The organism is Brevibacterium oceani (assembly GCF_013623835.1).
Taxonomy (GTDB): domain Bacteria; phylum Actinomycetota; class Actinomycetes; order Actinomycetales; family Brevibacteriaceae; genus Brevibacterium; species Brevibacterium oceani.
On the sequence record NZ_JABKDE010000004.1, the window covers coordinates 126,299 to 144,327 of the forward strand.

13 protein-coding genes are annotated in these 18,029 nt (G+C 67.0%); 8 read left to right on the forward strand and 5 right to left on the reverse strand.

Annotated elements, in window-relative coordinates; all coding sequences use genetic code 11:
- Positions 1–32 precede the first annotated feature (32 nt).
- Positions 33–791, reverse strand: a complete 759-nt coding sequence (locus HK401_RS10010) for an SDR family NAD(P)-dependent oxidoreductase (RefSeq protein ID WP_181274527.1) — start codon at positions 789–791, stop codon at positions 33–35.
- A gap of 209 nt (positions 792–1,000) precedes the next feature.
- Here HK401_RS10010 and HK401_RS10015 point away from each other — a divergent pair, with 209 nt between their 5' ends.
- Complete coding sequence (locus tag HK401_RS10015; protein ID WP_181274528.1) at positions 1,001–1,564, forward strand: dihydrofolate reductase family protein; 564 nt, start codon at positions 1,001–1,003, stop codon at positions 1,562–1,564.
- A 21-nt stretch (positions 1,565–1,585) separates the two neighbouring features.
- On the opposite strand, the gene HK401_RS10020 is transcribed toward HK401_RS10015, so the two are convergent.
- Positions 1,586–2,317 carry a GTP pyrophosphokinase gene (locus HK401_RS10020; RefSeq protein WP_181274529.1) on the reverse strand — a complete coding sequence of 244 codons (732 nt, stop codon included), beginning with the start codon at positions 2,315–2,317 and terminating at the stop codon, positions 1,586–1,588.
- Positions 2,318–2,417: 100 nt separating this feature from the next.
- Here HK401_RS10020 and HK401_RS10025 point away from each other — a divergent pair, with 100 nt between their 5' ends.
- Together HK401_RS10025 and HK401_RS10030 are read left to right on the forward strand one after the other, a co-directional pair.
- Positions 2,418–2,681 carry a DUF2277 domain-containing protein gene (locus HK401_RS10025; protein WP_181274530.1) on the forward strand — a complete coding sequence of 88 codons (264 nt, stop codon included), beginning with the start codon at positions 2,418–2,420 and terminating at the stop codon, positions 2,679–2,681.
- Positions 2,678–3,064, forward strand: a complete 387-nt coding sequence (locus tag HK401_RS10030) for a DUF1304 domain-containing protein (protein ID WP_181274531.1) — start codon at positions 2,678–2,680, stop codon at positions 3,062–3,064. The genes HK401_RS10025 and HK401_RS10030 overlap by 4 nt, the downstream gene beginning before the upstream one ends.
- 31 nt (positions 3,065–3,095) lie before the next feature.
- Here HK401_RS10030 and HK401_RS10035 read toward each other — a convergent pair whose 3' ends face one another.
- Positions 3,096–3,869, reverse strand: a complete 774-nt coding sequence (locus tag HK401_RS10035) for an IclR family transcriptional regulator (RefSeq protein ID WP_181274532.1) — start codon at positions 3,867–3,869, stop codon at positions 3,096–3,098.
- Positions 3,870–4,020: 151 nt separating this feature from the next.
- Here HK401_RS10035 and mdlC point away from each other — a divergent pair, with 151 nt between their 5' ends.
- The 4 genes from mdlC (at position 4,021) to HK401_RS10055 (ending at position 9,652) form a co-directional block, all read left to right on the forward strand.
- Positions 4,021–5,637: a benzoylformate decarboxylase gene (gene mdlC, locus HK401_RS10040; protein ID WP_181274533.1), complete on the forward strand. Its 1,617-nt coding sequence runs from the start codon at positions 4,021–4,023 to the stop codon at positions 5,635–5,637.
- Between the two features lie 8 nt (positions 5,638–5,645).
- Complete coding sequence (locus HK401_RS10045) at positions 5,646–7,109, forward strand: benzaldehyde dehydrogenase (protein ID WP_181274534.1); 1,464 nt, start codon at positions 5,646–5,648, stop codon at positions 7,107–7,109.
- 32 nt (positions 7,110–7,141) lie between these two features.
- Complete coding sequence (locus tag HK401_RS10050) at positions 7,142–8,428, forward strand: MFS transporter (protein ID WP_181274535.1); 1,287 nt, start codon at positions 7,142–7,144, stop codon at positions 8,426–8,428.
- A 69-nt stretch (positions 8,429–8,497) separates the two neighbouring features.
- A complete protein-coding gene (locus HK401_RS10055; protein ID WP_181274536.1) occupies positions 8,498–9,652 on the forward strand; it encodes a PrpF domain-containing protein in 1,155 nt (384 codons plus the stop codon).
- A gap of 21 nt (positions 9,653–9,673) precedes the next feature.
- On the opposite strand, the gene HK401_RS10060 is transcribed toward HK401_RS10055, so the two are convergent.
- Together HK401_RS10060 and HK401_RS10065 are read right to left on the reverse strand one after the other, a co-directional pair.
- Complete coding sequence (locus HK401_RS10060; RefSeq protein ID WP_181274537.1) at positions 9,674–12,598, reverse strand: ExeM/NucH family extracellular endonuclease; 2,925 nt, start codon at positions 12,596–12,598, stop codon at positions 9,674–9,676.
- Between the two features lie 257 nt (positions 12,599–12,855).
- On the reverse strand, positions 12,856–16,365 hold the full coding sequence (locus tag HK401_RS10065) for a bifunctional proline dehydrogenase/L-glutamate gamma-semialdehyde dehydrogenase (protein WP_181274538.1): 3,510 nt from the start codon (positions 16,363–16,365) through the stop codon (positions 12,856–12,858).
- A 113-nt stretch (positions 16,366–16,478) separates the two neighbouring features.
- On the opposite strand from HK401_RS10065, the gene HK401_RS10070 reads away from it, so the two are divergent.
- A complete protein-coding gene (locus HK401_RS10070) occupies positions 16,479–18,020 on the forward strand; it encodes an FCD domain-containing protein (protein WP_181274539.1) in 1,542 nt (513 codons plus the stop codon).
- Positions 18,021–18,029 lie beyond the last annotated feature (9 nt).

Genomic DNA, 18,029 nt, shown 5'->3' on the forward strand with positions numbered 1-18,029 from the left:
GTCAGAGATCCCGGACTTACCGCCGCAACGGCTCACACCGCGGTGTAGCCACCGTCGATGAGGTAGTAGGCGCCGGTGACGAAGGAGGCGTCGTCGGAGAGCAGGAAGCTCACGACCTTGGCGACCTCCTCGGCGGTGCCGAGGCGTCCGAGCGGGTGCTTGGCTTTGAGGCCTTCGAGGGTCTCGGCGTCGAGGCTGTTCTCCAGCAGGGGCGTCGTGATGTAGCCCGGTCCGACCGCGTTGATGCGCAGACCCTCGGCGCCGTATTCTGCGGCGGCGTTCTTCGTGATGCCGACGACGCCGTGCTTGGCGGCCGTGTAGGCGCCGTTGTTGATCGCCGCGACCGTTCCGTGGATCGAGGCCATATTGACGATTGCGGAGTCCGTCGCGCCCGCTTTGAGCATGGCCGGGATCTGGTGGCGCATCCCATAGAGAACGCCGTTGAGGTTGACGTCGATGACCTTGTCCCACGAGTCGAGGTCGGTCTCTCCTGCAGGAGCCTTGACGCCGCCTATACCCGCGTTGTTCACCGCATAGTTGAGTCCGCCGTAGGTGTCGACGGCGAACCTGACGACCTTCTCGGAGTCTTCGCGCACGCTCGTGTCCTGCTGGATCGCCGAGGCGGTTCCGCCGGCTTCGGTGATTTCGCCTGCGACCCGCTGTGCGGCGTCGAGGTTGATGTCGGTGACGACGACCTTCGCGCCCTTCGCCGCGAGGTCCTTGCTGATGGCTTCACCGAGTCCGGAGCCCCCGCCGGTGACGAGTGCGATCTTGTTCGTGAAGTCTGCCATTGCCATTGCCTTCTTTCGTCTGCTGTGACGGGCCGGGATCATTCGGCCCGTATCCAGTTCAACTGGGGATGCGCAGGTGGCATTCCTCGTGCGTGAGTCTCGTTGCTCACCCAGGCATTGATCGAGCTCGTAGCCATTGATCGAGCGGGTCGGACGTGATTGACTGTCCGCAGTTGCATTCTGCAATCACTGATGCTCGAGGGGGAGCGATGGGAACAGTGGCATGGGGTTTCACCTGCTCGATCGACGGGTTCATCGCCGGGCCCGACCACGACATGTCGTGGCTCTCGGCCTCGGAGCCGATGGCGGAGGGGTTCACCGACGACATGGCCGCAAAGGTCGCCGTCATCATCTCCGGCCGTCGCGGCTACGACGCTGCTGCGGCGCAGGCCGACGAACGGGACGAGCTGACGTCGGAAGCGTACGGAGGAGCGTGGTCGGGGACGGAGTTCATCCTCACCCATCGTCCCGAGGAGCTTGCGGGGGATGCCTCGGTGACGGCGCTCAACTGCCCAATCACCGAGGCGGTCGACCGGGCCCAGGCCATCGCCGGCGATCGCGACATCCAGATCATCAGCGCCGATATCGCCCGGCAGGCGCTCGAGGCCGACCTCATCGACGAACTCCAGGTCTACGTCGCCCCGGTCTTCCTCGGCGACGGAACCCGGATCTTCGACGTTCCCGGTGGCAGACGTGTCGACTGGGAGCTCGTCGAGATCGACGAGGCCAACCGGCGCAGCTTCGGCCGAACCTACCGTCCGAAGCGCCGTTGAGAGCTCAGCTCTCGCGCCGACTCAGCCCTCGCGCCGACTCAGCTCCCACAGGATCCGCAGAGCCTCCTCGTCGAAGTCCTCCCCGGAGTCGACATCGGGATCACCGTTGCGGACCTCGGAGTGGAGTCGTTCCATCTGCCGGTCGAGCTGATCGGATGCGGCGGCCGCCTCGGTGAGCTCATCGACGAGTCGGTCGGGGACATCTCCGTCGAACTTGTAGTGGATCTTGTGTTCGAGGCTGGCCCAGAAGTCCATCGCGATCGTGCGGATCTGCACCTCGCAGATGACCGGCACCGGACCGCCGCTGAGGAACACGGGCACCTCGAGGATCGCGTGGAGGCTGCGGTATCCGTTCGGCTTCGGGTTCGCGATGTAGTCCTTGATCTCCACAACCCGGATATCGTCCTGCGCCGTCAGCAGCTCGAGCACATGATATGTGTCGGCGACGAAGCTGCAGGTGATGCGGATGCCCGCGATGTCCGTGATCTTCTCTCGGATGGTCTCGATGTCGAGCGGCAGGCCGCGGCGGTAGACCTTCTCCAGCAGGCTGCGCGGCGACTTCACGCGTGAGGAGATGTGCTCGAGCGGGTTGTAGCTGTGCGTAGACGCGGATTCCTCGCGCAGGATCGAGATCTTCGTGAGGAGCTCTTCGACGACGAAGCGGTGCTGCATGATCATCTGGGAGAAGTCCTGGCGCAGCGTGCGAAGGCTCTCGACCTGACGCGGCGAAAGCGCCGAAACCACTGTCTTCATCTCTCTTCCTGTCTCCATCGTGGGCTCAGTCTATCGAGCCGATGCGATGTCCCGCCCCTGACCTCTGGTCTGGTTCAGTGCCACCGCGTACCGTTGGATCATGTGCAGGAACATCAGGACACTCCATAACTTCGAACCGGAGGCGACCTCGGAAGAGGTCCATGCAGCGGCGTTGCAGTATGTGCGCAAGATCGCCGGCACGACGAAGCCCTCCCAAGCCAATGCCGAGGCCTTCTACGAGGCGGTCGAGCAGATCGCCCACATCACTGGCCACCTCCTCGATGCCCTGGTGACGAATGCGCCGCCGAAGAATCGCGAGGTCGAAGCCGCGAAGCGCCGAGCCAGATACGAGGCCCGCGCATGACCATCATCGGCCTCGTGCTCGCCGGCCTCGCCGCAGCTCTGCACGTCTTCATCTTCTATATGGAATCCATCGCCTGGACGAGTCCGCGCGCTTGCGCGACCTTCGGCACCACCCCCGACGAGGCCGAGGCGACGAAGTCCCTGGCCTACAACCAAGGCTTCTACAACCTCTTCCTCGCAGTGGCCGTGATCATCGGAATCCTCTGCGTCTCCGGCGGTGCCGCCGAGGTCGGCTATACCCTCGTCCTCACCGGAGTCGGATCGATGCTCGCAGCCGCCTTCGTCCTGCTGTTCTCGAACGCCGATCTCGTCGCTTCGGCGATCAAACAGGGCATCTTTCCCTTCCTCGCGGTGGTGATGCTCGTCCTGGGACTCTCCATCTGATCGATGAGGTGCACCTGCGGTCGGTGACGGTTCAGCCCGTGGAGACCGTATCCTCGGCCGCCAGGTCCTGAGTGATCCTCGCCGAGGCTGTCCTCAAGGCCCGCATGATCGCGGGCACTCCTTTGCGGTGCTCCGAATCGATGACGACGCCGAGCCCGGCGATGGCCAGGCCGCCGGCGTCGAAGACCGGGACCGTGATGCCCGTCGTGCCCTCGTCGATATGACCGGAGAGCTCAGCGAAATGGTGCGAACGGATCGACGCGAACATCCTGCGCAGCTCTGCGGGATCCGTCGTCGTCTTCTCCGTGATCGCCGCCAACGGCCCGCGCAGATACGCCTCCCGCACATGCTTCGGTGCATAGGCCAGCAGCACCAACCCACACGAAGAGGCATGCGCCGGCAGGCGCCCGGCCGTCTTCGACCGGTGGATGACAGCGTTCGGCGCCGACATCCGCTCGATGATGAGCACCTCACGCTCCCGCAGAATGCCCAGCTGGGTGTTCTCACCGACGAACTCGTGCACGGCCATCATGTGCGGGCGGGCCACCGATGCGAGATCGACGGCATCCGAGGCCCGATTCGACAGCTCCCACATGCCCACGCCGATGCGAATCCGCCCGGTCGGGTCGCGCTGCAGCAGATCATGGCGCATCATGTCGGTGATCAGCCGGTAGGCCGTCGACTTCGGCAGGTCGGCGCGATCGGCGATCTCCTCGGCGCCCAGGCTCTGATGATCCGGGTCGAAGGACGCGAGCACGCGGACGAGTCGATCGATCATCGAGTCGCCGGACGGGGAGTTCGCCATACCCCGGAGTCTAGCGGTTCTCGCCCAAAATTCTCGATCAATGGGACCACTATGGCTCCCCGTGGTCCGTGTCACTAATGTGGCGAGATATGCACCACAGTCCGCAATCGACTGTGCCCGCAGATCCACCATCACAAGGAGCATCACGTCGATGACGACAGTCACGGTACGCCAAGCGGTCCACGAACTCATGGCCTTCCACGGGATGACCACGATGTTCGGAAATCCCGGCTCCAATGAGCTGCCCTTCCTCAAGGATCTGCCCGCTCGCTACATCCTCGGCCTCCACGAAGCCACAGTCGTGGCGATGGCCGACGGCTACTCCCAGATCACGAACCGGCCCACCCTGATCAACCTCCATGCCGCGTCCGGCACCGGCAACGGACTCGGGGCCCTGACGAACTCGGCGATCTCGAAGTCGAAGCTCGTCATCACCGCCGGCCAGCAGGTCCGTGACATGGTCGGACCCGAGGTCATGCTCGCCAACGTCCAGGCGACGAAACTCGCCGAACCCCTCGTCCACCAAGCGCTCGAACCGCTGAGCGCAGCCGATGTTCCCCGCGCCTTCTCCCAATCCGTCTTCGCCGCCGAAGACGGTCCCGTCTACCTCTCCGTGCCCTACGACGACTGGGACGCCGAGGTGCCCGCCGAGGTCGTCGCCCAACTGAGCCGGACCGTGTCCTCCGCCCGCACCGTCGACCCTGCCGCCATCACCACCCTTGCCGACAAACTGCGCGACGCGTCCTCACCGGTGCTCGTGCTCGGCCCGGACGTCGACGACGACCGTGCCTGGGACACATGCATCGCGCTGGCCGAGGCCCTCGACCTCCCCGTCTGGGCCGCGCCCTCGCTGCCGCGCCTGCCGTTTCCCAACCAGCATCCGAACTTCCGCGGAGTCCTGCCCGCCGGCATCGCCCCGATCGGTGAGATCCTCGGCGCCCACGACCTCGCGCTCGTCATCGGCGCCCCCGTCTTCCGCTACCACCAATGGCAGCCCGGCCAATACCTGCCCGAGACCACTGAACTCATCCAGATCGACGACGACTCCGCGGCCGCCGCCCGAGCCCCCCTCGGCGATGCCCTCATCGCCGACCCCGTCGACACGATCCTCGCATTGGCGGAGGCCCTCGACGTCACCCCGACCACAGCCGCCGACCGAGCCACAACGGCCACGGCGCGGGCCATTCCCGGTCCGGCTACCTCGGCGATCGATGAGGTCCTCCACCCGGAGGAGGTCTTCGCGAGCCTGCGCGAATCGATGCCACGCGTGACCCGCTTCGTCGTCGAATCGACGTCGACGAACGCCGCCTTCTGGACGCAGATGGACCTCACCCTGCCCGGCTCTTACTTCTTCCCCGCCTCGGGCGGCCTCGGGTGGGGACTGCCCGCGTCCATGGGTGTCGCCCTGGCCGACCCCGACCGCCCGGTCGTCGCGATCATCGGCGACGGCTCCGCGCACTACTCGATCTCCGCGCTGCGCACCGCCGTCGAGGAGAACATCGGCGTCATCATCGTCCTGCTGCGCAACGGCACCTACGGGGCACTCGACTGGTTCGCGGACATGCTCGGCGTCGACAAAGCACCCGGGCTCGACCTCGGCGAGGTCGACTTCGTGTCCATCGCGCGCGGCTACGGTATGACCGCCGAACACGCGGACACTGCCGCTGACCTCGACCGACTGCTCGCCGAGGCGGCCGACCGTGCCAGCCGCGGAGTGCCCACCCTCATCGAAGTTTCCACCGAGAAGACCCGTCCCGAGAAGAAGTGAGGCAGACGATGAGTGAGACCACGTTCTTAGGAACCGACTGGCACGAGAAGATCTTCACCGGCAGCTGGACCGACGGTGCGGGAGAGACCTACGACGTCGTCGAACCCGCGACGGGGCAGACGTTGGGCCGCCTCGGCGCCGCCAGCGCCGATGACGTCAGCGCTGCGGCCACCCGTGCCGCGTCCGCACAGAAGGAATGGGCGCGCACGACTCCGGCCGAACGCGCCGCCGTGCTGCGCCGCGCCGGCGCACTGTGGGCCGAACACGCCGAGGAGATCTCCGGGTGGATCGTCCGCGAGGCCGGCTCGATTCCGGCCAAGGCCGCGCTCGAGCTCAGCTCCGCGGAGCAGATCTGCTTTGAATCCTCCGCCCTGCCCAGCCACCCGAAGGGGCAGGTGCTGACGTCGAACGAACCCCGCTGGTCCTTCGCCCGCCGCGTGCCGGCCGGGGTCGTGTCCGTCATCGCCCCGTTCAACTTCCCTCTCATCCTCGGCATCCGCTCGGTCGCCCCGGCACTCGCGCTGGGCAACGCCGTGCTGCTCAAACCCGACCCCCGCACCGCCGTGTGCGCGGGAGTGTCGATTGCGCGGATCTTCGCCGAGGCGGGACTGCCCGAGGGGCTGCTGCAGGTCCTGCCCGGCGGGCTCGACGCCGGGGAAGCCGTCGTCGCAGCCCCCGAGGTCTCGGTCATCTCCTTCACCGGCTCGACCGCGGCGGGACGGAAGGTCGGCGAAGCCGCCGGTCGCCTCCTCAAACGCTGCCACCTCGAGCTCGGGGGCAACAATGCGCTCGTCGTCCTGCCCGGTGCCGAGGTCGGTCCGGCCACCTCGGCGGGGGCCTTCGGATCGTGGATGCATCAGGGGCAGATCTGCATGACCACCGGCCGCCACCTCGTCCACGAATCGATCGTCGACGACTATGTCGAGCAGCTGGCCGAGCGTGCCCGGAACCTGCCGGTGGGCGATCCCGCCACCGAGGAGGTCGCGATCGGGCCGATCATCGATGACAAACAGCGCACCCACGTCCGCGACATCCTCGACAAGGCAACCGCCGACGGTGCCCGCCTCGTCGCCGGCGGACCCGGCGAAGGGGCCTTCGTCCCGCCGACCGTACTCACGGATCTCAGCCCGTCGAACCCGGCATGGACGCAGGAGATCTTCGGACCCGTCGCCCCCGTGGCCACGTTCTCGACCCTCGAAGAGGCCGCGGAGATGGTCAACGCCAGCGAATACGGTCTGTCGCTGGGCATCCTCGGCGATGTGGGCATGGCCATGGAGCTCGCCGACCTCGTCGACACGGGCAAGGTCCACATCAACGAACAGACCGTCTCCGATGAGGCCAACGTCCCCTTCGGCGGAATGAAGGACTCCGGCAACGGCTCCCGCTTCGGCGGCGCCGAGGCCAATATCGAAGCCTTCACCGAAACCCAATGGGTGACGATGCGCTCGTCCATCGCGCCTTACCCGTTCTGACCAGCCGAATATCTGACCCTCCGGAGACACCGATGTCCTCACCTGCCCCTTCTTCGTCCACCGCCCCTGCTGCTTCGGCCGGGCGCTGGCCGGCCGTCCTCTGCTGGCTCGCCGTCGCCCTCGAGGGCTTCGACCTCGTCGTCCTCGGCGCGGTCATCCCCGAGCTGCTCGCCACCGAGGCGCTCGGCTTCACCCCCGAGGCGGCCACCGTCGTGGCCACGCTCAGCCTGGTGGGAGTCGGCCTCGGCGCCGTGGCCGTCGGGCCGGTCGTCGACCGGATCGGACGCCGGTGGGCGATCATCGCCTGCGTCATCGGCTTCAGCGTCTTCACTCTCTTCGTCGCCTTCGCCCCGAACGTCGCCCTGTTCACGACGTTCCGCTTCATCGCCGGACTCTTCCTCGGAGCCGTGATGCCCAGCTGCCTGGCCTACATCGGCGAATACACGAAGGCCGGCAACACCGGTAAGGCCACGACGCTGACGATGACCGGCTACCACGCCGGCGCCGTCGCGATCTCCCTGCTCGCCGTGGCCTACTCGCACAATTGGCACCTGCTCTTCCTTGCCGGCGGCATCGCGGGACTGCTCATGGTTCCCCTGCTGTGGTGGAAGCTGCCGGAATCCCAGGCGTTCCTCGTCGCCGCGCAGGCGAAACGGGACCCGGCGGCCGCCTCGGCGACGGTGCGCGAAGCGGAAACGAACGACCCGACCGGCGCCGTCGATGCGAACGCGAAGACGGGCCTGGCCGGACTCTTCGAAGGCAAGCTGGCGCTCGTGACGATCGGCGTGTGGGCGGCGAGCTTCATGGGTCTCCTCCTCGTCTACGGACTCAACACGTGGCTGCCGAAGATCATGGCCGACGCCGGCTACGAGGTCTCGGACTCGCTCGTCATGCTCTTCGTGATGAACATCGGCGCCGTCGTCGGGCTCGTCCTGGCCGGCTGGCTGGCCGATAAGCACGGGACGAAGAAGATCGTGCTGATGTGGTTCATCCTCGCCGCGATCTTCCTCGCTGCCCTGTCGATCCCGATGACCAGCCAGGTGCTGCTCAACATCGCCGTGTTCATCACCGGAGTCTTCGTCTTCTCCGCCCAGGTGCTCGTCTACGCGTTCGTCTCCGCGATCTATCCCGCGCAGGCGCGCGGCACGGCGCTCGGCATGGCGTCGGGCATCGGGCGCATCGGCGCGATCGTCGGACCCTTCATCACCGGTGCCCTGGTCACCGCGGGCATCGCCTACCCGTGGGGCTTCTACCTCTTCGCCGCCGTCGCGGTCCTCGGCTTCGCCTCCATGGTCATCGTGCCGCGCACGGTGAAGTGAGCGGGCTGTCGGTGCCGCCGGGCGGTACTTCCGGGTGGTGACGTCGGTGCCGTCGGCTAGCCTAGCTCCATGACGCGATGGATCGAGGCCGCCTTTGTGCGCGGCGGCACGAGCAAGGGCCTGTTCTTCCGCGAAGATGCGCTGCCCGTGCTGGGGGACGACGGTGACACTTCTGCGTGGGACGCCGTGTTCACCTCGGCGATGGGATCCCCGGATTCCTTCGGTCGCCAGCTCGACGGAATGGGCGGCGGCATCTCCTCACTGTCGAAGGTGATGGTCGTGTCCGCCTCGACGCGGGAGGGCGTCGACCTCGACTACACGTTCGGTCAGGTCGCCATCGCCGAGGCCGCCGTCGACTACTCCGGCAACTGCGGAAATCTGTCGTCCGGGGTCGTGCCCTTCGCCCTGTCGGCCGGGTTGGTCACGGCCTCCGACGGGTGGCACGTCTTCCGCCTGTTCAATACGAACACGCAGAAGTTCGTCGACGTCGGGCTGGGCGTGGTCGACGGGCAGGCCGCTGTCGACGGAGAGCTCGTTCTGCCGGGTGTCAGCGGCACGGGTGCCCCGATCGAACTCATCTACCCCGACCCTGCCGGCAGTCGGACCGGTGAGCTGCTGCCGACCGGAGTCGCGCGCGAGGAGTTCGATGTGGACGGGCGCCGGTTCGAGGCGACTCTCGTCGACGCCACTCTGCCTTTGGTCGTCGTGCCGTCATCGCTGGTGATGCTGCGCGGCACGGAGGCTCCGGGAGCCATCGACGCCAGCGCTCCGACGATGCGGCTGATCGACGAACTGCGGCGGACGGCAGCCGTGCGCATGGGCCTATGTTCGACGCCGGAGACGGCACCCGAGGTCGTGCCGAAGGTCGCGATCGTCAGCAATCCGCAGTCGACAACACTCCTCGACGGCACCGAGCTTCCCGCCGCCGACGTCGACATCCTCGTCCGTGTCATCTCGATGGGACAGGCGCACAAAGCCGTCCCAGGAACCGCTGCGATGTGCTTGGCTGCGGCCGCGCTGCTGCCCGAACGTGATTCGTTCGTCCGCGGAATCATCGAACGCAACAATCCCGACTGGACCGGGCCCGAGGTGCGACTGGGCACACCCTCGGGAGTGGTGACCGCCTCGGCGGTGTGGGACGACGACGCGCAGACGGTGACGGCGACCTCCCTCTTCCGCACCGCACGGGTGCTCATGATCGGGAAGGTCGCCGTCAGCGATTGAGCCGTACCCCGGCTGCTCGTCTCAGCTCAGGCGGCGTCGGCGGACAAGGAGGACGACGCTCGTGCCGATCACGATGAGGCCCGCCGCGATCGCCATCATCACCGTCGGATCGGTACCCGTCCGGGGAAGATGGCCACCCGCGTCGCTGCCAGTGCTGCCGCTATCGCTCTCGTTGGCGTTGCTCGAGGCTGACGCGGTACCGCTCGCGCTGTCGGAGCCGACGGACGAGCTGCCGTTGCTGGCGGTGTCGGAGCCAGCGTTCGCCCTGTCGGCGTCGGTTCCGTCCGAGTCGCCGCCGGTGGGGTCGCTACCTTCGGCAGAAGAGCTTCCGCCATCGGCTTCATCCGAACCGTCTGTGTCTTCGGAACCTTCGTCGGCACCGTCCGAATCAGCGGAATCCCCGCTATCCGAGCCACCATCCGAGTCATCCCCGTCATCCGAGTCCTCGTCGAAGAGTCCGACGACCACCGGATCGTGGTCCGAGGCGCGGAACTGGTCGGGTGCGAACAGATCGGCGATGTTGTAGTTGAAGCGACTGTATTCCAGCGCCAGCGCCTCAACCGAGTTGATGTTCCAGACATCGGCCCCGGTGATCGCGTCGAATCCGCTGGAAGGCAGGGCCGCCTCGGTGCCGGTGCTCTGTCCGTTCGCACTCGAGGAATCGAGGGCGAGCACATGGTCGAGGCTGCCGGTGCGCGAACCGTAGACGTAGGTCGACTTGTCAGTCTTCTCGGAGGCGACGTCCTTGAAGCCGGCCTCGTAGAAGACCTGCATAGGATCCTCCTGCGTGTACGAGTTGAAGTCGCCGAGGAGGTAGACGTAATCGCTGCCCGCGGCCTTCTGCCGGTCTCCGGCGAAGTCGACGAGCGACTTCGCCTGCTTGACGCGGTCGGCGTTCGACGCTCCCTGACCGTCACCGCTGTCCTCATTGCCCGGGCCGGAGCCCGAGCCCTTGGACTTGAAGTGATTCGAGATCGTCACGAAGGTCTTGTCCTTCTCGACTGCGCCGGACGAATCCTTCGGGGCGAACGCCTGGGACAAGGGTTCGCGGGCGTTGGAGAACGCATCTTCGTCCTCAAGGATCGTCGATTCGCTCTGCGGAGCCACCTCGGCGGGCTGATAGATCAGCGCGGTCCGGATGACGTCCTCATCGGCGGGAACCTCGGCGGGGGAGGGGACGAACGCCCACTTCTCGGACCCGGCCGCCTCGTTGAGGCGATCGACGAGAGTCTGCAGGGCATCGTCGCGGTCATCGCCGAACGCAGCGGAGTTCTCGATCTCCATGAGCGAGACCACCGAAGCGTCGAGCTTGTTGATCGCGGTGACGATCTTCGTCCCCTGCCGTTTGAGGCTCTCGGCATTCGCGGCGCCGCGGGCATCGCAGCCGCCGCGAACGGTGATGTGATTGCCCTCGCGGTCGTCGTAGTATTCGCACCCGTCGAGCTGATCGCCGGTCGTGGTGAAGTAGTTGAGGACGTTGAAGCTTGCGAGGCTGACCTGCCCGCCCACGGATTCGGGTGCGTCGCTGCGAGTGTCGGTGAACGTGGTCGGCTGCACCGCCTCGGCGTTGTCCCCGGTCAGGCGGGTGGTCGGCTGGAACCGCCACTTCTCGTGATCAAAACCGAGCACCACCGGCGAGGTGAACGACGCCTTCGCGCCGACGCGGACCGGGGCGTCCTTGCTCAGGTAAGGCAGCGGCACGTCCGTGTCGGACTTGAGGAAGTTCACGGTGGCACCGTCGTCGAGGACCACCTCGCGGTCGAGATTCTCCTCCTCGAGTGCCGTCGCCTCGGGGGTGCCGGGGCGTTCGACGTCGGTGGCCTGCGGCAGCGTGCCCTCGCCGGTGGCCAGCACGACCTCACCGTAGGTGTTCGTGTTGTAGTTGTCGGCCACGGTCAGCTCCTCGTCGGGCTGGAGGAGCATACCTTCGAGGGCTTCGCGCTCGGCATCGTCGGAGGGGAAGGCGTCCTCGACCGGCTTGACCGCCTCGGCGGGCTCATCGAGCGTGGTCAGCCCGCTGGTGGACACGGAGATCTGGGTCTGGCCGTAGCGTTCGGACACTTTGCCGGTGACCTCGACGTGGTCGTCGATGTTCACGTCCGCGACGGTGTCGGGGGAGTAGACGAAGACGCCGTCGGAGGCTCCCGGGGTCGCATCGTCGGAGCCGCCGGAGCCCGGTGTCTGAATGTAGTAGCCGTCGAGGCCGCCGTCGGAATACGCGGCGGTGACGAGGCCGCGGGTGGTCACCGTCTTGCCCTGAAGGGGACTGGCCTCGCCAGTGCCCTGGATGTCGGCGATCGGGGCGACCTCACCGGGGGTGGTGTCATCGCCGCCGTCGCCATCTCCATTGTCGCCGTCGGGGAGGGCGTTGGGGGTCGGGGAGGCGGAGGTCCAGGTGTCGTCGACGAGTTGGATCGAGTCTCCGCCCGAGGCGGTCGCGCCGGTCGGTTCGGCCTCCTGGCCGATGACGGGGGCGGGGGTGTAGGTGTTCTTCGTGCCGGTGACTCCCTTGCCGCCGACGGTGCCGCCGATCTGCTGGAAGTCGAGGAGCGCGCCGGACTCGTCGATGACGTACGCGCTCGAACCGTATTCGCCGTCAGCGGCCGAGCCGGCCTTGACGGAGTTCGTGATCGGCACCTCGAGCGCCAGCGCACCGGAGTCGCCGACCGTCGTGTCCTCCGGCACCGTGGTCGTGTTCTCCTGCGCCTGCACACTGCCACCGCGAGTGACCGAACCGACGGTCCAGCCAGAGACGTCGGTGCCGGGGTCAGCGGCGATCTCGATGAAGTCCGTGTCGAGCGTGTAGGCGATCTCGGAAATGTGGGTGCCGCCGACCGAAGCATCGGCGTCCGCGACGGTGGCAGCTCCGGCGGGAGCCGACGGGAGCGTCAGTCCCGCGACGAGACTGATCGCTGCGGCGGTGGAGAGGGTGGTGGTGACTTTCATGGGGCCCTTTCGTCAAGGCTGAGAAGCGGTGCACAACGTGACGCTCCACGCGCGCAGACTATTGCACCCTACCGGCCCACGCTTCGACGATGACGGCGAAGATGTGAACAGCTTGTGAACACTCGGGCAGTCCACTGAACGTCACGGATGTGATCGATCCTACACGCTGACTGCCAACCCACCTTCCCTCCCCAGAACTACGTGACGGCGGCCCAGCAACCTCGCGCAAGGTTGCTGGGCCGCCGTCGGGTAGTAATTCAGGATTTCAGGGTAATGGCGAGGGTGTGGAAGTCGCGGCTGGGGTTGCCGAAGCGGTGCAGCGTCATCGACACCGCCTGCTCCTGCACGTAGTACCTCAGCTCCACCCGCCCCGAGGTGGTCACCGGCTCATCGATGACCGCGACCTCCGGACGGACTGCGGCAGCAGCCAGCAGTTCGTCCTCGAAACGGCCGAGGACGCGGATGCGGGCACCCACCGTGTCGTCGTACTTGCCTTCGCCCACCATCTCGGCGAAGGTTGCCGCCGACTCCGAGCGGGCCGCGATCTTGGCGTTCGTGATGGCCAGCTTCACCTCGGCGGACACATCCTCGGCGACGGAGACCTGCACCGTCGACCCCACGGTCTCGGCCGCATGCAGCGATCGTTCGAAGTCGAACAGGCTCGCCTCGGCGGTCACACGCAGGGTCACCGGGCGAGGACGGTAGCGGAAGATGTTCGCCTCGGCATTGAGCCCCGTGAGGTCCTTGGCCGCCCCGAATTCGCGCTCGAACCAGCGGCGATCGTCGGCCTTCGCCGCTTCGAAGCGCTGGCTGTCGTCCTCGCCGGCACCCGGCAGCGAGGCCGGGTCATCGGAGAAGTGACCGAAGAGCATGAGGTAGTTCGGTCCGCCGGCCTTCGACCCCAGCCCGACCGAGGACTGCTTCCAGCCGCCGAAGGACTGCCGGCGCACGATCGCCCCGGTGATGCCGCGATTGACGTAGGCGTTGCCGACCTCGACGCGGTCGAGCCAGGTGGCGACCTCCTCGGGATCGAGGGAGTGGATGCCGCCGGTGAGCCCGAAGTCCACGGCGTTCTGGAACTCGATCGCCTCGTCGAGATCACGGGCATGCATGAGTCCGAGCACCGGCCCGAAGACCTCGGTGAGGTGGAAGAACGACCCCGGCTTGACCCCGTCCTTGATGCCCGGGCTCCACAGCCGACCGGTGTCGTCGAGCTGTTTGGGCTCGAGCAGCCAGGACTCGCCCGGCTCGAGCGAGGTCAGCGCCCGGCGCAGCTTGTCGGAGGGATCCTCGGTCAGCGGACCCATCGTGGCCGAGAGGTTCGCCGGCCAGTCGACGACCATCGACGAGGCGGCATCGACGAGCTGGCGACGGTAGCGCTCGGAATCGTAGGTCGAACCGACCATGATGCCCAACGAGGCGGCCGAGCACTTCTGCCCGGCGTGGCCGAACGCCGAATACATGAGATCGGCCATCGCCAGATCCCGGTCCGCCGCCGGCGTGATGACCAGGGCGTTCTTGCCCGAGGTCTCCGCATTGACGTGGAGTTCGGGGCGGAAGGACTTGAACAGAGCCGCGGTCTCCGAGGCACCAGTGAGGATGACCCGGTCGACATCGGGGTGCGAGACGAGGTGCTGGCCGAGCTCGCGTTCGACGGGGGCGCACAGCTGGAGGACGTCCTTCGGCACGCCGGCCTCCCACAGGCAGTCGATGATGAGCGCCGAGCAGTGCGGCGTCGGCTTCGACGGTTTGTGGATCACCGCGGACCCGGCCGCCAGGGCAGCGACCGTGCCGCCGGTGGGGATCGCGATGGGGAAGTTCCACGGGGGAGTGATGACGACCATCTCATCCGGGGTGAACGTCGCACCCTCGAGGTTCTCGAGTTCGAGAGAATTCAGCGCGTAGTAGCGGATGAAGTCGATGGCCTCTGAGACCTCGGGGTCCGACTGGGAGGGCATCTTGCCGACCTCAGCGGCCTCGACGGCGATGAACTCACCACGGCGGGCAGCGAAGATGTCCGCCGCCTTGTGGAGGATCTCCGCGCGACCGGCGGCCCCGAGTCCGCGCCACTCCTTCGCCGCGGCGCGACCGCGGGCGATCATCTCGTCGAGTTCGTCCGTCGATTCGACGGTCGGCGCATGAGGACGGTCGTCGAGGTAGCCCGGTGCGGTCGCCTCGGCGATGATCTTTCGCACCCAGGCCTGGTTCGCCGGCAGGGACGGATCGGTGTCGGGTTCGTTGACGAACTGCTCGGGGACCACCGAGGCGGCCGCGGCGGCCGTGGAATCCGCCTCGGCTGCGCGATCCTGGGTCCGGTTCGGCTTCGGTGCGGTCTCTCCCTCGGCCTCGAGGATGCCCTCGAGCTGGTTGACGGCGGCGGTGAACCGGTCGGCCTCGCGCTTGAACACCTCGTTGCCGTTGGCGAGGTCGAAGATGCCGGACATGAAGTTCTCCGAGGCGGAGTTCTCCTCGAGGCGGCGCACGAGGTAGGAGATCGCGACATCGAACTCCTTCGGGTGCACGGCCGGAACGTAGAGGAGGAGGTCGCCGACGTCCTCGGTCACGGCCGCGGCCTGTTCGCTGGCCATGCCCTGGAGCATCTCGAATTCCACGCGGTGGGTGACCTCGCGGTCATCGGCGAGGTGGTGGGCGAAGGCGATGTCGAAGAGGTTGTGCCCGGCCACGCCGATGCGCAGACCCTTCATCCGCTCAAGCGTGAACAGCCAGTGCAGGACGCGCTTGTAGTTCGCGTCCGTGGACTGCTTCGAATCGCACGTCGTCGCCGGCCAGCCGGCGATCTCGGCGTGAACAGTCTCCATTGCGAGGTTCGCGCCCTTGACGAGGCGGACCTTGATCCCGACTCCGCCGTTCTCGACACGGCGGGAAGCGAATTCGCTCAGCCGCTGCACCGCTCCGAGCGCATCGGGCTGGTAGGCCTGGATGACGATTCCGGCCTCGAGATCCTTGAATTCCGGTTCGGAGAGCAGTCGCGTGAACACCGCGATCGTCAACTCGAGGTCCTGGTACTCCTCCATGTCGAGGTTGACGAACTTCGCGCCGGTCGGGGCTTTCGCGGCCTGCTGGTAGAGCGGACGGAGGCGGTCGACGACATAGTCGACGGTCTCGTCGAAGGCCCACATCGAGATCTGCGAGGCCACGGAGGAGACCTTCACCGACACGTAGTCGACATCGTCGCGGGCGAGCAGCCGGTGGGTCTGCTCCAGGTGATTGTCGGCTTCGCCGTCACCGAGCACGGCCTCGCCGAGGAGGTTGATGTTGAGCCGGTGCCCGTCTCCGGTGAGCGTGGCCACGGTCTTGCCGAACTGCTTGTCGCGAGCGTCGACGACCATGTGCCCGACCATCTGGCGCAGGCGGGTGCGGGCGGCGGGCACGACGACCTGCGGGGCGATCCGGCCGAGCGCGGCGCCGGCCTTGATCTGGGCACGGTCGAGTGCGGACATCGTCTCGGGGGCGAGCTTGCCGACCTCGGTCAGCGCATCGGCGGCCGCGTGGACGTCATCGGTGCGCACCACGCGGTCGACGAATCCGACCGTGAAGTCGAGGCCGTTGGGATCGGAGAGGACCGCGGAGAGCCGTTCGGCCGCAGGGTTCTTCGCGGAGGTCTTCGACGTCGCCACCCGCAGCCATCGGCGGACGGTATCGATGGACCGGGCGGTGAGCGCTTCGAGATCGGTATCGGTGTGCAGCAACGGTGCTTCCCTCTCTGTCTTTCCTGATGTTCTGTCTTTCGCGGTGCTCTCACGCATCGGCGCTGACCGTGGAGCTGTCGTCGGCTTCAGTATGCGCCGCGGAAATCCGGCGGTGAAGAGGTTGGATACACCATGAGAAGTGATTGAGTCAGAAGTCGTAGTATTGAGGCATGTATTCGCCGGATTTCCGCCGTGAGGCCGTGGCGGCGCTGAGGACTTCCACCCTCGCCGAGGTGGCCGCGCACACGGGTGCGTCACCGTCGAGTCTGCGTCGCTGGGTCGCTCGCTCCGATCTCTCCGATCGTCCCCGCAGCGGGCGCCCGCCGATTCAGGAGACTGCCGATCAGGTCGTCGAGGCGCTCGTCGCCACTGCCGGGGCTCGAATCTCGGGGAGGGACTATTCCACACGGGCGCTGGCCGAGGCGACGGGGCTGAGTCAGAGCATCGTCTCGCGCTCCGTGCGCGGACTCACCGTCCCCCTCGCCGAGGCTGGAGGAGGACGCGATCTCACCCTCTTCGCCGTCGGTTTCCCCCTTCTCGTCCTCGGTGTGCGCACCGTCGATCCCGATGGCGAGGGCGGTGCCGGCGGACCTGCGGTGCCGCCTCGGCGGATTCAGCGGCGCATCGCAGGGGTCGCGGCCGCGCTGCGTTCGGCAGGAGTGGGGCGATGGGCGCAGCGCTTCGACAGCGAGCATCGGCAGGTGCCGACGAAGGAACTGCTCGAACTCATCGACTCTGCCGGCAGCGATCATGTCCTCGTCTTCGACCCCCTGGGTGAGGTCGCCGGCGGCGTGCCTGAGGGACCCGGCTCCCGGGTGGAGGTGCATCGGGACTTCGCCGAGTTCCTCGAGGTCCTCAAGAGCGACCTCGCCGGATGTCAGGACATACCCGGCTCGCTGCTCGACCTGCTCTCCGGCCGAGTGAGGAACGGACTCGAAGGTGTGTTCTGGAGCGATTCGGGCAGCGCCGAGCCTGCGAGAAGTTTCAATAGTTCTGACTCAATGGAGATCTCCTCGTGGCTGCCGAAGGAGACGCGGTCGATCACCGAACACCTCGCGATCGCCCTGCGGGAGGAGATCATCGACTCCGCGTATGAGCCCGGGGATCGGATCAATCCTCGCCTGCTCTCCCGACGCATGCGCGTGCCCCGGGCTTCGGTCGACGCGGCCCTGCGGAGGATGGTGGATGACAAGCTGCTCGACGGATCTCGCGGCGGTGCGCGGATCCCGCTGATCACGACCGTCGATGTGCTCGATCTCTATGCGGCCCGGATGGCCATCGGCGAGGTGGTGCTCAGATCCCTCGCCCTGCGCCCGCAGCGCTACCTCGTGCCCGTGCAGCTGGCTCTGCGGCAGGTCGAAGCGTCGGCGCCGACACGCAGCGGGATCGACGTCGAGGACGCCGACCTGCACTTCCAGCAGGAGTTGGCCAGGGCCTCGGGGCTGCGCGAGTCGGCCCGGGCGTTCGAGGCCCTGACGCTGCGGCTGAGGCTGTTCATCTCCGTGCTCCAGCTCGACTATTCGCCGGCCAGTGACCGCATCGTCAGCGACGACCGGGCGATGTTCGCGGGCCTGAGCCGCGGGGACGCGAAGACCGCGATCGAGGTCTGGAGGGGAAAGGTCGACAATGCGGTCAGGCACATGGCGGGCCTGCTCGGGCGGCGCCGCTTCGACCAGGAGCTGTGGACTCAGCTGACCCGCAGCCTCGCGTGAGTACGGGAG